The sequence below is a fragment of the Pseudomonas simiae genome, from assembly GCF_000934565.1.
Taxonomy (GTDB): domain Bacteria; phylum Pseudomonadota; class Gammaproteobacteria; order Pseudomonadales; family Pseudomonadaceae; genus Aquipseudomonas; species Aquipseudomonas simiae.
In genome coordinates, this window is record NZ_CP010896.1 from 5449707 (window position 1) to 5464717 (window position 15011).

General features: G+C 58.0%; 14 protein-coding genes. 5 read left to right on the plus strand and 9 right to left on the minus strand.

Going from position 1 to position 15011, the window contains the following annotated elements; translation table 11 throughout:
- Positions 1-126 precede the first annotated feature (126 nt).
- Genes PF1751_RS24775 through PF1751_RS24785 form a run of 3 tightly spaced genes read left to right on the plus strand, consistent with a single transcriptional unit; the run spans position 127 to position 3102 of the window.
- Positions 127-906, plus strand: coding sequence for an endonuclease/exonuclease/phosphatase family protein (locus PF1751_RS24775; protein WP_010206859.1), 780 nt, complete (start codon positions 127-129; stop codon positions 904-906).
- Complete coding sequence (gene clsB, locus PF1751_RS24780) at positions 903-2165, plus strand: cardiolipin synthase ClsB (protein ID WP_010206860.1); 1263 nt, start codon at positions 903-905, stop codon at positions 2163-2165. Before PF1751_RS24775 ends, clsB begins: the two co-directional genes overlap by 4 nt.
- Entirely contained in the window at positions 2155-3102 is a 948-nt protein-coding gene (locus tag PF1751_RS24785; RefSeq protein WP_010206861.1) for a lysylphosphatidylglycerol synthase domain-containing protein, read from the plus strand. The genes clsB and PF1751_RS24785 overlap by 11 nt, the downstream gene beginning before the upstream one ends.
- A gap of 4 nt (positions 3103-3106) precedes the next feature.
- Here PF1751_RS24785 and PF1751_RS24790 read toward each other — a convergent pair whose 3' ends face one another.
- The 3 genes from PF1751_RS24790 to PF1751_RS24800 form a co-directional block, all read right to left on the minus strand.
- Positions 3107-3862: an alpha/beta hydrolase family protein gene (locus tag PF1751_RS24790; protein WP_010206862.1), complete on the minus strand. Its 756-nt coding sequence runs from the start codon at positions 3860-3862 to the stop codon at positions 3107-3109.
- A complete protein-coding gene (locus tag PF1751_RS24795; protein WP_044287961.1) occupies positions 3852-4961 on the minus strand; it encodes a DUF3182 family protein in 1110 nt (369 codons plus the stop codon). Before PF1751_RS24795 ends, PF1751_RS24790 begins: the two co-directional genes overlap by 11 nt.
- Before the next feature lie 171 nt (positions 4962-5132).
- Entirely contained in the window at positions 5133-6092 is a 960-nt protein-coding gene (locus tag PF1751_RS24800; protein ID WP_010206866.1) for a GlxA family transcriptional regulator, read from the minus strand.
- A gap of 97 nt (positions 6093-6189) precedes the next feature.
- Between PF1751_RS24800 and PF1751_RS24805 the strand changes: the two genes are divergently transcribed.
- A complete protein-coding gene (locus tag PF1751_RS24805) occupies positions 6190-6753 on the plus strand; it encodes a cysteine hydrolase family protein (RefSeq protein WP_042570818.1) in 564 nt (187 codons plus the stop codon).
- A gap of 21 nt (positions 6754-6774) precedes the next feature.
- Here PF1751_RS24805 and tam read toward each other — a convergent pair whose 3' ends face one another.
- Positions 6775-7536 carry a trans-aconitate 2-methyltransferase gene (tam, locus tag PF1751_RS24810; protein ID WP_044287962.1) on the minus strand — a complete coding sequence of 254 codons (762 nt, stop codon included), beginning with the start codon at positions 7534-7536 and terminating at the stop codon, positions 6775-6777.
- A gap of 182 nt (positions 7537-7718) precedes the next feature.
- On the opposite strand from tam, the gene PF1751_RS24815 reads away from it, so the two are divergent.
- The gene (locus tag PF1751_RS24815; RefSeq protein ID WP_044287963.1) at positions 7719-8654 is read left to right on the plus strand and encodes a hypothetical protein; all 936 of its coding nucleotides are present in this window, start codon (positions 7719-7721) and stop codon (positions 8652-8654) included.
- Between the two features lie 698 nt (positions 8655-9352).
- Here PF1751_RS24815 and PF1751_RS29035 read toward each other — a convergent pair.
- The 5 genes from PF1751_RS29035 to PF1751_RS24830 all read right to left on the minus strand — a co-directional run bounded on the left by PF1751_RS29035 (position 9353) and on the right by PF1751_RS24830 (position 14877).
- Positions 9353-9607, minus strand: a complete 255-nt coding sequence (locus tag PF1751_RS29035) for a hypothetical protein (RefSeq protein ID WP_069673118.1) — start codon at positions 9605-9607, stop codon at positions 9353-9355.
- Positions 9604-11952: a DUF637 domain-containing protein gene (locus tag PF1751_RS24820; protein ID WP_226994531.1), complete on the minus strand. Its 2349-nt coding sequence runs from the start codon at positions 11950-11952 to the stop codon at positions 9604-9606. The genes PF1751_RS29035 and PF1751_RS24820 overlap by 4 nt, the downstream gene beginning before the upstream one ends.
- Before the next feature lie 654 nt (positions 11953-12606).
- Positions 12607-12894 carry a hypothetical protein gene (locus PF1751_RS29040; protein ID WP_010206872.1) on the minus strand — a complete coding sequence of 96 codons (288 nt, stop codon included), beginning with the start codon at positions 12892-12894 and terminating at the stop codon, positions 12607-12609.
- A gap of 63 nt (positions 12895-12957) precedes the next feature.
- A complete protein-coding gene (locus PF1751_RS24825; protein WP_003232445.1) occupies positions 12958-13473 on the minus strand; it encodes a single-stranded DNA-binding protein in 516 nt (171 codons plus the stop codon).
- A gap of 9 nt (positions 13474-13482) precedes the next feature.
- Entirely contained in the window at positions 13483-14877 is a 1395-nt protein-coding gene (locus tag PF1751_RS24830) for an MFS transporter (protein WP_010206876.1), read from the minus strand.
- Between the last annotated feature and the right edge of the window lie 134 nt (positions 14878-15011).

A 15011-nucleotide genomic window follows, 5' to 3' on the forward strand; every position in this document is an offset into this window, starting at 1 on the left:
GGGCGTTGATCGTTCCCCTTCAGCGGCATCTTTATGCCGTCTGTAGGACGCTGGAAACTTTCAGCCAAAAATCACAGTCAGCCATAAACAGGGGGCCAGGCCCCCACTTCTTCCACAGGAGCAATCATGGCTGCGATCCCCGACTGGGTGCCCATCACCCCCAGCGTCGCCATCACTCGCTTCACGGTGCTGACGGTCAATATCCACAAGGGCTTCACTGCCCTGAACCGACGTTTCATCCTGCCCGAGCTGCGTGAAGCGGTGCGCAGCGTGGGCGCCGACATGGTGTTCCTCCAGGAAATCCACGGCACCCACGAACGCCACCCCCAGCGCTTCAGTGACTGGCCGAACATGCCGCAGTACGAGTTCCTCGCCGACAGCATCTGGCCGCAGTTCGCCTACGGGCGCAATGCCGTCTATCCCCATGGCGACCACGGCAATGCGCTGCTGTCGAAATTCCAGATCGTGCGCCATGACAACCTCGATATCTCCCAAAGCGGCCATGAAAACCGTGGCCTGCTGCATTGCGTGCTGCGTATGCCAGGTACCGGCCAGGAGATACATGCGATTTGCATCCACCTGGGCTTGCGCGAGGTACACCGCCAGCAGCAATTACGCCTGATCGAACAGCGCATCAGCGAGATCCCGGCCGACGCGCCGCTGGTGGTCGCCGGTGATTTCAACGATTGGCGACAAAAGGCCGACCTGAGCAAGGCCGGCTTGAAGGAGGTGTTTATTGAATCCATGGGCAAACCTGCGCGCACCTTCCCGGCGCGCCTGCCGTTGCTGGCGCTGGACCGGATTTATGTGCGCAATCTGAAGGTGCATAACCCTAGGGTGCTGACGACTCGGCCTTGGTCCCACCTGTCCGACCATGTACCGCTCTCGGTGGAGATCGAGCTATGAACGTGGCCGTGGAACATATCTCCACCGACCAGCCGCCGGACGAAGCCAAGGCTCGCGACCTGGATTACGGCTGGCAGAGTGGCAACCAGATTGAGTTGCTGGAGAACGGCGAGGCCTATTTTCCCAAGGTGTTCGAAGCCCTGCGCGCGGCCCGACGGGAGATTCTGCTGGAGACCTTCATCCTCTTCGAAGACAAGGTAGGCCATGAGCTGCAGGGCATCTTGATCGAGGCCGCAGAGCGTGGGGTCAAGGTAGTGGTCAGCCTGGACGGTTTTGGTTGTGGCGAACTGAGCCCAACGTTTCTCGGCGAACTGGCGGCCGCCGGGGTCACGGTGCAAATGTTTGACCCCGCATCCAAGACCCTGGGTTTTCGCACCAATTGGTTTCGCCGCCTGCACCGCAAGATTGTGGTGGTGGACGCTGAAGTGGCGTTTATCGGCGGGATCAATTTCTCCGCCGATCACCTGGGGGATTTCGGCCCCGAAGCCAAGCAGGATTACGCGGTGCAGGTAATAGGCCCCGCCGTGGCTGACCTGCATCACTTCGCCCTGGCGCAAAGCGGTCGCCAGGTCCGCACGCGACGTGGCTGGCGGCGGCGCCAGCAGCGGCCTTCGTTGTGGTCCACCGACAAGGGCGATGGCCTGGTGCGCCTGATTTATCGGGACAACGTACAGCATCGCGATGACATCGAAGAGGCGTATATCCACGCGCTGAGCAAGGCACAAAAACGCGCGGTGATTGCCAACGCCTACTTCTTCCCAGGCTATCGCCTGCTGCGCGAAATCCGCAACGCCGCGCGCCGGGGCGTGCACGTGCAACTGATCATGCAGGGCCAGCCAGACGTCCTGCTGGCCAAACTGGCGGCGCGGATGCTCTACGACTACCTGCTCAAGGATGGCGTGGTGATCCACGAATATTGCCAGCGCCCGCTGCACGGCAAAGTCGCGTTGGTGGATGACGAATGGAGCACCGTGGGGTCGAGCAATCTGGACCCGTTGAGCCTGTCGCTGAACCTGGAAGCCAACGTATTGATTCGCGACCGCGGATTCAATCAACAGCTCTACAAACGCCTGGAGATACTCGCCCGCGACCACTGCCAGACCATGCCGGAAAACCGCAAGCCGCGCCTGTGGCTCTGGCGATTGACGGTGGGTTTTCTGGTGTTTCATGTGATGCGCCATTTCCCTGCGTTGACGGGTTGGCTGCCCGCGCACAAGCCACGTTTGAAACCGATTGAGAGCCAGGCCAATGACCACTGAATCCAGGTTCAAACGCTGGAAGAAACCGCTGACCATCGCCTTCTTCCTGGTGCTGATCGTGTTGTTCACCCTGCTCGCGCGGCGTATCGATTGGAGCGAAGTGGTGCAAACCCTGGGCGACTTCAAGGTGCGCACACTGGTGATTGCAGGTGCACTGACACTGTGCAGTTTTCTGGTGTACGCCAGCTTCGACTTGATCGGCCGCACCTACATCCGTCAGAACCTGGTGTGGAAGCAGATCCTGCCGGTGGGCATCATCAGCTACGCCTTCAACCTCAATCTGAGCGCGTGGGTCGGCGGCATTGCCATGCGTTATCGGCTGTATTCGCGACTAGGGGTGAGCACCAGCAATATCGCCAAGATCCTCGGTCTGAGCCTGGCCACCAATTGGTTTGGCTACATGGCGATTGCCGGGGTGGTGTTCAGCAGCGGCCTGGTGACCATGCCGCCGGGATGGAAAGTCAGCACCACCGCATTGCAAGGCATTGGCGCATTGTTGGTACTGGCCAGCCTCGGCTATCTACTGGCCTGCCAGTTTTCGAAGAAACGCGCGTGGACGATTCGCGGCATGGAAATCAACCTGCCATCGGTGCGCATGGCGTGCCTGCAGTTGATGCTGGGCGCGTTGAATTGGTCGCTGATGGCCGCGGTGATCTTCACCCTGTTGCCGGCCAAGCTGGACTATCCGCTGGTGCTGGGCGTGTTGTTGATCAGCGCGATTGCCGGGGTGCTGACCCATATTCCGGCCGGGCTGGGTGTGCTCGAAGCGGTCTTTATTGCGCTGTTGCAGCATGAAGCGTCGCGGGGCAGCTTACTGGCCGGGTTGATTGCGTATCGGGCCATCTACTTTATTGTGCCGCTGCTGATCGCACTGGTGATGTATCTGGGCGTGGAGGCGAAGGCAAAGGCGTTGCGGGTGAAAAAAACACCCGCCTGAACGCTTACTGGGATTGGATGATGCTCAACCGCTCGCCCACCACCATCTCGGTGATCCAGTCCACCAGGATTGAGGTGTACGCTTGCTGGGACACCGGATCGCTGAGGGAATGGTCGGCGCCGTCGATGATGCGATGGGTCAGGGAGTGAGTCTGCTGGCACGCCGCGCGGTAACTCATGATGGTGGCATGGGGCACGTGGTCATCGGTTTCCGACTCAACGATCAAGACATCCCCGGTAAACGCCGAACACGCGTGCAAGGCGCGATTGGTTTCGGCGTGGACCAAGGTGCTGCGGTAATCCATCAGGTCGGCCTTGTCCAGATCACGCTTGGGCTTGAGCCACTCATGATCGCGGTACAGCGCCGGCACGCGCAGCGCCAGCCAGCGCACCGGGCGCAGTGAGGTGAGAATCGCCGCGAGGTAGCCACCGTAACTGGTGCCCACCACCGCGACCGCCGAGGTGTCGATGGCCGGGTGCGCCAACAGCCGGTCATAGGCCGCCAGCAGGTCGCGCAGGTTGTCTTCGCGGGTGACGCGCGACAATGGAATGCCCGTGCCAGCGTGCCCGCGCAGGTCGAAGGTCAGGCAGACACAGCCCAAGCCGGCGATGCCTTTGGCGCGCTCAAGGTCTCGCTCCTGGCTACCGCCCCAACCGTGCACAAACAACACGCCGGGCACTTTGGATTTGGGGCTCAGGAAGGTGCCGCTCATCTGTTCGTCGTCAATATCGATCGCAATGCTTTCGCTTCTAGCCGTCATAAGATTTAACCGTCACGTACTTGAGAAGAAACTCGCTGTTTTCCGCCGGGCCGCGATACACCTCGATGGCATCGGCCGGCAACGGTTGGTCCACATAGGTTTCCACGGAGGACACATGGATCGCACGCAGGCCAGGGTTGTTGATAAAACTTTGTAGCGCCGCGACTTCCGCGCTGCTGGCCCCGCCCATCCGCCAGGATTGTTCGAGCACACCACTGCGGCGCTGGCCGTCGCTGTCGAGACCCTGGGCAATGTCATAGTTGCGCCGCGATGCATAGAAGCCAGGGTAGGCTTCATCGGCAGCCGTATCGAAGACCTGGGCTTGTTTGATGGCTTCGCGTACGTCGTCGGGCAGTTGGAGCTGTAACAGGTCTTCGTAGTAACCCGGCACCACCAGCAGGTTGGAGCCACCGTAAACGTCTTCGCCCTGCCCGTCTTGCGTCAGGTATTGCTCGCCGCAGTAGCTGAACACGTAATCACCGATAAAGCTCTGGCCGACGCTGTGGGTGACCACGTCGTGCAGGTCTTGCTCCAGCACCACGCCTTCGCTAAAGAGTTTCGCGGCATCAGGTCGCGCCAGCACCGCTTCGAATTCATCCAGGCTGTGGATAACTTCCTGCCCTCGGCCCGCGCAGGCGTGCACGGGTTTCAAACGGATGGGTCCACTGTAGAGCAAGCGCGTGGCGGCTGGGCGCGCGTCTTCCAGTGCGAAAACGCTCAAGCCGTCCAGCACGACTTTACGGACACGCTCGCAGAACAGTGCCGACCAACCTTCGGGCGCTTTGGCTTCAGGGCCGAGCAAACCATGGCTGATGGCTTTGGTGCAGATGAAATCTTGGTCAACGTACCCGCCCCACAAATCCTGCGGCCCCGTGATATTGAGCGCTCGCGCCTGGGCCGGGCCGACCAGAGTTTGTGTGGGCAGCAGGTACAGCGCCAGCCCCGCGTGCAGATCAGCGTCATAACTGCCACCGAACTTGAGCGCGAGGATCTGCGCCAGCCAGCGCGCCAGGGCGCGGTTGGTTTCGATTTCATGCAGGGGCGCGCCCTCACGTGTGGAGTGAGCGACTACCAGCTTCTTGCGTTGAATCGGGGTCATGCGTCCCCCTTGGCCATCCCGCCATGTGTGTATACAGAACGTTGCAGAGATCAGGCCAAGGCGCTCTCGGGCAGGAATACTTTCAAATCAACCAGTTGCTGAAAAACCGATGGCAGTTGGCCTGCTCTTTTCTGCACGACGCCCTTCTGATGCGGCGGCGTTCTGCACGATTCACACGCCGAAACGGCTGCGGTAATCGCTGGGCGCCAGGCCGGTGATCTTCTTGAAGGTGGCGCGAAAGGCACTCGGGTCCTGGTAACCCACAGTCCAGGCGATATGGTCGATGGTACCGTTAGTGAATTCCAGCATCTGCCGCGCCTTGCCCACGCGCAAGTGCTGACAGTATTCGGTGGGTTTCAAACCCGTGGCGTTGCGAAAGCGCCGTAGGAAGGTGCGCTCTTCCAAACCGGCTTCCCGGGCCATCGCGGCCAGGGAAACATCCACCGCGCCGCTGGCCTGCAACCAGTGCTGAACCTTGAGGATGGCCGCGTCGCCGTGGCCGAGAATCGGCGCAAAGTTACTGCCGCATTGGCTGGCACTGTCGCTGTGTTCGATCACCAGGAACCGCGCGGTATCGGCCGCGATACTTGGGCCCATCAGGCGGTCGACCAGGCGCAGGCCGAGTTCGGACCAGGCCATCAAGCCGGCAGTGGTGATCAGGTCGCCGTCATCGACGATGGGCTTATCCGCCTCCAGGCGCACCGCCGGGTAACGGGCGGCGAAAGATTTGGCAGAAGACCAATGGGTGGTGGCACTACGTCCGTCAAGCAACCCACTGCGCGCCAGCATGATCGAGCCAATGCACACACCGCCCAACACCGTACCCGCCGCGTGTTGCTGGCGAATCCACTCCAACAGCGCGAGGGGCGCCTGGTCTTCGGTGAATTCACCAATCGACGGCGGCACCAGCACGGCCATCATCGGTTGCTCGGGGCCAGGGTGACTGCTGAATACGCGCGCCGGTTTACCGGTAACATCCACCTGCCAATGGCTGACCCGCAGCAAGGGCAATTGCGCGGATTGATGTTCGGCGGCGATGCGGTTGGCCACGCCGAACAGGTCGGTCAAGCCATGCACGGCGGCCAACTGCGCACCTTGGTAGATCAACACGCCCAGCTCGACGACCACCATTGTCAGTTTTCCCCCTGTTATTGTCGGCGCAGCCAATCCCCGGTGCGGGCGCCAGCTAAGATACTGGGCCCATCAACCCATCACGAGGCAACACAACATGGCCAAGCAAGCGCTCATCCTAATCGATATCCAGAACGACTACTTCCCCCAAGGCAAGTGGCCACTCGACGGCGTGGACGCCGCGGCAGACAAGGCCGCGCAAGTACTGCAGGCGTTTCGCCAGGCAGGCGATGCGGTGATTCATGTGCGCCATGAGTTCACGTCCGATGACGCGCCGTTCTTCACGCCAGGCTCCGAAGGGGCGCATCTGCATTCCAAGGTGCTGAACGAAGGCAGTGAGCCGGTGGTGCTTAAACACTTTGTGAATGCGTTTCGCGAAACCAACCTGCGCGCACTGCTGGAACAACGCACCATCACAGACCTGGTGGTGGTTGGCAGCATGAGCCACATGTGCATCGACGGCGTGGTACGGGCGGCGGCGGACCTGGGCTACAAGGTCACGGTGATTCATGACGCGTGCGCGACACGGGACCTGGAGTTCAATGGCCAGGTGATTCCGGCGGCGCAGGTGCATGGGGCGTACATGGCGTCGCTGGCCTTTGGTTATGCGGGTGTGGTGTCGGCAGATGAGTACTTGAAAGCGCAAGCGGCGGCGGCTTGACCGCCACTTGTCGTCTTAGCGTCAGCGGGTCGCGATGATGAACAGGCGCGGAAACGGCAGCAACACGGTGCCATCCGCCAGGGCTGGATAGGCCTGGGTAATCCGCGCCTGATATTCCTGCAGGAAGGCGGCTTTCTCGCCGTCGGTCAAAGGCGCAAGGAACGGTCTGAGCGCCGATGCTTTGAACCACTCCACCACCGCCGCGTGGTCGGCCAACGGGTGCTGATACGTGGTGCGCCACACATCGACGGTACTGCAATGCTTGCTCAGCAGTTCGTAGTAGTAGCTCGCGGTATGACGCTGGTTGTGTTTGACCGCGCCGATCTTGGCCGACCAAGGACCATCGGCCGCGACGTCGCGGGCAAGCCGGTGGGCAGGCTCATCGAGGTTGTCCGGGGTTTGCACCGCCAGCGTGCCACCGGGCGTCAGTTGGCGGGCCAGGTGCGGGTAAAGCATGGCGTGGTCCGGTAACCATTGCAGGGACGCGTTGGCCAGGATCACATCGAAGGCTTGCACAGGTTTCCAGTCACCTATATCCGCCAGTTCGAAGCTCAGTGCCGGCAGCCGTTTGCGGGCGTCCACCAGCATTTCGTCGGAGCTGTCCAGGCCGGTGACATGGGCTTGCGGAAAACGCTCGGCCAGCACTTCGGTGGAGTTACCGGGGCCGCAGCCCAGATCCACGGCGTTGCGCACCTCGGCATTCGGAATGGCCGCGACCAAGTCACGGACGGGACGGGTGCGCTGCTGTTCGAACAGTGTGTATTGCTTGGCAGACCAGGTCATCGCGGCTTTCCATCTTGTTGACGTTGGCGCCAGCCTAAATCGTGTGAGCCTCGAGGACAAATACCGAGTGCTGCACGCCTGGTCCGCTTTGCCGAAAACAGCCTCCCCGGTACAAAGCGTTTATAGTCACGACACGTTGAAGATGACATACCTCGTTTTTTGCCTAGGGATGGGAGGCCTATATGACACTCGGAGAATTTCTCTCCCCGGTTACTGCACTTGTTCGATTGATCACCACGCTGTTCGGCCGAAAGCCCAACCTCCCCCATAAACGCCTGGAGGCGCGCCTGTTGCTCAGGGGCATCGTGGCTGAGATACCGAAAGAACTGCCGTTTCGCATATGTGATGAAGAAGGCAATCAGCACAGAGGCGTGTACGTGATCGGCATGTTGATCTGGAACAAAGGCAATCAACCAGTCGTGCAATCTGACCTGACGCCATCGGCGCCACTCCAGATACAGGTCGGCGATGACTGCACCCTGGTGAGCGCCAAGACCGTCCCTTTCGAAGACCAGACCGACTGTGCGGCAACGATTACAAGCCCGACGACAATACGCATCGACTTTGACTGCATAAACCCCGGTGAGTACCTGATTGTGCCCATCTTCGTGACGGGCAACGCCATGACCGAAGTCAAGGTTATAGGGCGAATCATCGGGCAGGACAGTCCGATTGATCATACGGCGGAGGAAGTCAGGGCACCGTTCCTCGAACGCTTATCGATGTTGACCTGCTTGCTGCTCATCTTCAATACGTTGCCGGGGTTCTTCATCGCGGGCGCGCTTCTGCTACAGGACTACGGCCTGGACGTCATCTGGAACAAGCCCGAGAGCCTCCCACCGTACTTGACGCTGCCGTTCACGATGGGCGCGATGATGCTCTCCCTGTTCATCACTTCTCGCATCGTGTATTGGGTCGAACGGCGAAATTACCCGCAGGGCTATCCCCTTCAGGCGGACCTTGAACCTCCCTTGCTGGAGAATATCCGGGCAATGCTCAGCACCGTGTTCAAAGGCAAGAAACATCGGATATCCACATCATTGTTCGACTGGGGAAAACCCATCTTGCTGACAGGCAAGAAAGCCAAACGACGCTCCGTGGATGATTGGATTCGATAGCCTCATGGCCAAGGCCTGTATCCCACCCAATAAAAAACCCCTGAGTCACGGGACCCAGAGGTTTGATGGATACTGACGCGAAGTCGTCCGTTACAATTTTTATGAACACCAAAAAGCATTAAATGGACTACCCCCGCTTGACTAAGCCAAGCTTGCCAAGCAAAAAAACTCAATTATTAAAGAGCAATAATACGCCAAGCCATTTCTTAGCTAACAGATTAAAAAACAGGAACTAAATAAAATCCGTCCCCTTTTCCATGGAAGGTTGGCGGCCGCTCCTTTCCTCACCGGTCATCTCATGGAGGAAAACAACGGGCCAGGCTCCTGAAAAACCCTCATGCGTACATGCCCTGCTCTCTGACCCCGGTGGGATTTCAATACCAAGCCATTGCGGTATTTCAATGTTGCCTTCCACTATTTATAAGGCGTCGGCTTCCACGCTGCGGACATTTCGAGGCTGTATTACACGGCCTATACACTCGCTGTCTAAGCTTCGCAGTGCCGGTTACCCGAGCACCACACAAGACTCGCTTCCGGTGGATGGCTGGTCCTTGCCGGACGGGGTTAGTACCCGCTCGGTTTCTTACGCCATTTCATGACGGCTTGCGCCGTCAATTCCAGGCGACCACGCTTTGTCTGGCGCACATAAATCCGTCCCCTTTTCCTTTCATCCCTTTTCCCCACCGATAGCACAAATACTAGTGCCTTTTTTTTTCTTTACGACTTTTCAGCCATGACAACACCCAAATACCCGCACCTACTGGAACTCCGCAGTAAGCAGCGACTTTCAGAGAGGCATTGATAACGCCAGTCTCAAGCGCCCAATGACCCAGCTTGAAATATGCAATCGTCGCCACAAGTAAATTACCGACAATACCCACCATAAAAAAAACCAGAAAAAAATACACAACTAGCGTACCCAATAGGTACCAACCTACCGTTTTTGGCTTCATTTATTACTTCCCATATTAGATACACCACCGCTGACAATTTCAGACAATACAGAACCTGTCGCCGCTCCTGAGGTTTCGCTCGCAGTATTTCCTATTAATGGTTTCAACTGCCCTGTGATCACATTTCCGGATTTATAACCTATTGCAGTGCCTAGCACAGAGCCCAGCAACGAATACTTCGCATCCTCGCCCTTGATTACACTGCCCAAATAAGCGCCGCTCAATCCGTATCCTTGAGTCAGCCAGAACCCCTTCCCTTGCGTTAATCCTCCAACCGTCGCGGCGATGGATACATCGGTATAGTTAACGTCCTTACCCGTCGATAGCTGATAGCCGAAATTTGCGCCGCCGGAAATCAAGGCACCCGCTACCAGCCCTCCTATCCCTACAGCAGGTGCTTCAACTGCCGCCAGGGGCAGACCAACACCGATTGACCATGCTTGTACAAGTCCATTGGCAGGCATTGGCCCATCAAAACCATCGCCCCTCAGGTGCGAACTCATTGCAGCGGTAGCCTGGTCTGGCGTTCCACCCTCTTTAAGCACTTTTTCACCTGCACTCACAGCCCCCGCAATGGCGGGCCCACCAATATGAAACTCATCATTATATTTTTTTGCGTTTCCGGCTACCCAGCTAGCGGTTGCAGGATCACCGTTGACTAGAGCACCCGCCAAAACGCCGACGAGTTGAGCGGTGCCTACCCGGAACTGGGTATCCGTGGCAAACCGGGAGTCCAGGTAGTTACCCAGTTTTTCCGTTGCGAAAGCTGTCAATCCTTCTGAGGCGGCGCCGGCTAAAGCCCCGGTCTTGAAGTCTCCACCTTTAGCGCTTGATAACGCTCCTCCCAATACAGCATGCATCAAGACTTTTTGTGCCGACCCTGGGGTTATTTTCAGGTACTCAGCCAAATCGCCCACCTGCTTGTTGCCAAAGGCTGCCGTCAGGTCCAGCCCTTCGGAAACTGCGGCTGCGCCAAGATTGTCCTTCAAGCTACCGCCGTTTATCGCCGTATTGATGCTGCCGGCTACCAAAGCGTGGGTAGTGCTGCGCAGCACATTGTCACTGACCGTGTTCCAGTCCAGCATGCTCTTGCTATAACCAGGGTTATTGACCCCGTCCGCGTTAAGAATCAACGCCCCGTCGGTATTCCAACCACCGACAGCGGTGTCTATTCCGGCCAGGACTCCGCTAGTGACCATTTGCGTCGCGTAACCCTTGATCGCATCTTTACTGGTGGCCGCTTTCAGTCCCGCACCAATATCACCGCCGCCATTGATTGTCCCAACCGCAAAGTTGCTAGCCATAGCCCCCGCGAGGGGCCCCAGGTAGATGCTGGCGACAATCGAAATAATCAGCGCGGGTGCGGCACCTAATCCCGATTGCTTATAGTCCCAGCTGTCGTGGATCTCCTTGACCATTCGCCAATCAACTTGCCCATTGGCTTCAGCTACTTTGATCCAGGCAAGCTGAGGCTCGGCTTGAACCATTGCATCAATCGTCTGGCTGACAGTTTTTTGGTCAATCTGCTTGAGGTCTATATTGATCTTACCGGCGGCGCGAATAGCGAGTTGCCCCTGCCCCACCATCAAGGTCTGACGTAATGTCTCGTCAGTACTGCCTTCACCTTTGGCACTGTTCCACGCCATATCGCTCTTACTCTTTTCGTGACTCTCCTGCCGCGAGTCTTTAACCGCCTCAAATGTCACCGAGCCACCGCTGACAATCGCAATGTCCCCCCCACTCTGGAGCTTTGCCGCTTGAAACAGCTGATTACTGCCACTTTCGAGCATCATGCTCGAACCGGCTTTGATCTCGCTGCCCACATGGGTGACCTGGGTCACCTCATCACGCTGAGTTTTCTTGCTACCCCAACTGCCCTTTTTATTCATGTCATACAACGAGTAATGACTGTCTTGCGCGGCCAACAGCTTCAACTCCTCACCCGCCTGAATATAGGCTTCGTTGCCGGCGCTGATTTTGCTGGCAACCAGGGTCAGGTCGGTACCTGCAATAGCAACCAAGTTACCGCCAGCGTTTAGCTGAGCGGTTTGCTGGGTCACGTTGTCCAGTTGGGTCGTGGTTTTAGTATTGCCTTTTTTGCCTTTCGAATACTCGTGTTGCTCATTGGCCGCAGAAATAAGCGACACGTTTTCACCCGCTTCAACGCTCAGGTTCTTGGCAGCACTAACGGTGCTGGCAATAACCGCAATATCGCGCCGGGCCTCAATGGCCATGTGGCCGCCAACCTCCACCGTCGACGCATGTTGCAGGATGGTTTGCTCGGTGCCGCTGATGCGCCGCCGCTGATAGGCGTAGTCGTCCTGTTCGGTCTGGCTGGCGATCACTACGTCACGCCCTGCGCTCACACGCTGCGCGGTCTTAACCAACGGTTGATTTCGGCGACTGTCCAGCGGGCTGTCCGCACGTCTAACGATTTTGATCACACCCTGACTGAAATCTACGTCCTCTACCCGCAAATTGAGCAGTTCGCCCCGCCTAATGCCCAGATAGCGAAGCAGCGTTATGATTAAATAATTGCGCTGCTGGAGACCCTTACTAGAAAAAGGATTCTGCGGGTGATCTGGCCAAAGATACTCGAGTACCTAATCCACCAAATGGATGTCCAAGCCCCTCTCATCCCGGTCGACTGCTGAGATGTTCCTTACCTTTGGTCGGCATGCGTTGAGACGCTTAACCATTGCACTCACCTGACTCTCCGTCGCACTACTATCACGCCCGACACGTAATGTTTCAGCCAAAAAGCCAAGGTATTTTGACATTGTGCTGATCCGTGTGAATTGCGTCTGCGCACCGACGCTACGCGTATTACAAGCGACGGTTCTGCCGGCGTTAAGCTTCAAGGTGTGCACCTTCGCGGTTAGTTGTCGGCGCTCCCCACTTAACAGCCGGGCACTAAACGCGACCAACGAAGTAACTTCCTCGCGCAGGAGCAGTCGTCCTGTCGAAAACAACGCTTCAAGATTAATGCCTTGGTTTGCTTACCAGGCATACAGCACTTTAATTGCCGCAAGCGCCCCCTGCACTGTAGAAACGGAGAAGCCGCCAGCACGGACATGGGTAGTGATAAAGAGTGAGGGGTAATACAGAGGGATGCCCGTCTGGGCACTAACCAACAATTTATGCCGCTCGCCATGGCGGAATTGGATGTGTTTTATCGCCAATAAAGTCATCGGGATTACAACCCATGAAAATTTTACATTTTTCAAGGTAGTACACAATCCTGAAAATCGGCAAATCGCGACGTAAAACTTTACAACGTGAACCATCAAAAAAGCCCCTTAAATAGGGGCTTTCCGACAAAAACTTTACAATAAAGTCTCAGGTAAGTCCTAGAACGGAATATCGTCATCAAAGCTGTCAAAATCCGGAGCCGGTTGCGGGGCAGCCTGTTGTGGCGCTGGGCGCGACTCACGCTGTGGCTGCTGGCTTGGCTGTGGGCGGGACTGCTGTGGACGCGGTGCCGAGTTGGACATGCCGCCTTGGCCTTGTTGGTCGCCCTGCGGACGGCCGCCCAGCAGTTGCATGGTGCCTTGCATGTCGACCACGATTTCAGTGGTGTAACGCTTGATGCCGTCTTTTTCCCACTCGCGGGTCTGCAGTTTGCCTTCGATGTAGACCTGCGAACCTTTGCGCAGGTACTCACCAGCGATCTCGGCAACCTTGCCGAACATCGACACGCGGTGCCATTCGGTTTTCTCGACCTTCTGGCCAGTCTGCTTGTCGGTCCACTGTTCGCTGGTCGCCAGACTCAGGTTGGTCACGGCGTTACCGTTAGGCAAGTAGCGAACTTCGGGATCCTGGCCGCATGTACCGACCAATATGACTTTGTTAACCCCACGGGCCATAACGTTCTCCTAGGCTGGGCGCGCTGTCGGCACTGGGTTGACCAGTTGCTCGAGCGTCGCGCGATCCAATAATTCGGTGTCCAATTTGATGTAAATGGCCGCCTCTTCCGCGACCACGACTGCATCTGTTACCCCTACGACGGCCTTAAGGCGCTCTACCAGGCCGCTTTCGCGGATCGCCTCAGGCGATAGCGGCAAACGCAAACTTGTGACGTAGGGAGGTTCGCGCATGGTAACAGCAAAGGCCAGCCAAAGTGCAGCCAGCCCGGCGCATCCGAGGAAGACAACCGACAAACCGCCATGCTGGAACATCCAGCCCCCCATGATGCCGCCCAGTGCAGAGCCGAGGAACTGACTGGTGGAATACACCCCCATCGCCGTGCCCTTGCCACCGGCCGGTGAAACTTTACTGATCAGCGAAGGCAGTGACGCCTCCAGCAGGTTGAACGCAGTGAAGAACACCACCGTGCCGATTACCAGCGCCCGCAGGCTGTCGCCGAACTGCCAGAAGAATAGCTCAGTGAGCATCAGCGTCGTGACGGCACCGAGCAGGATTCGTTTCATTTTGCGTTTTTTCTCGCCATAAATGATGAACGGAATCATGGCGAAGAATGAAATCAGCAGCGCTGTCAGGTAGACCCACCAGTGCTGTTCCTTGGGCAGACCGGCTTTTTCCACCAGTGCCAGGGGCAAGGCAACGAAGCTGCACATCAGCATGGCGTGTAATACGAAGATACCTAAATCCAGGCGCAGCAGGTCGGGGTGCTTGAGTGTCGGCAAGAGTGCCTTGCGCGCGACACCCGATTCGCGATGCTGCAACGTGCCGGTGGAGCGCGGCACCATAAAGGCCACGATCACGATGCCGAACAGCGCCATGCCGCCGGTGGCGAGGAACAGTCCGTGTAGGCCGAACGCGCGGGTCAGCAAAGGGCCGACGACCATGGCCACGGCAAACGACAGACCGATGGTCATGCCGATCATGGCCATGGCCTTGGTGCGGTGTTGTTCGCGGGTCAGGTCCGACAGCAAGGCCATCACGGCCGCGGAAATCGCGCCGGCGCCTTGCAGGATACGCCCGGCAATCACGCCCCATATGGAGTCGGACTGGGCCGCCAGCACACTGCCGAGGGCAAACACGATCAGCCCGAGGTAGATCACCGGGCGACGGCCAATACGGTCGGAAATGATCCCGAACGGGATCTGGAAAATGGCCTGGGTCAGGCCATACGCGCCAATGGCCAGACCAATCAATGCGGGGGTCGCGCCGGCGAGATCCATTCCATAGGTCGCCAGCACCGGCAACACCATAAACATGCCCAGCATACGGAAGGCGAACACCAGGGCCAGACCGCTTGCCGCTCGGGTCTCGCCGCTACTCATGCGCTCGCTGTGGGGATCGTGCATGGAAAAACCTCATGTGAACCGGCGGCGATTCTACCAGTCCCATCGATTGAGAGGGTATATGCGGCGCTTTGCCGCGCAGCTTTCATCTAAGGCTGCAAGCGGCCTTTTGACAGTGTATATTCATCCAGTCTTTA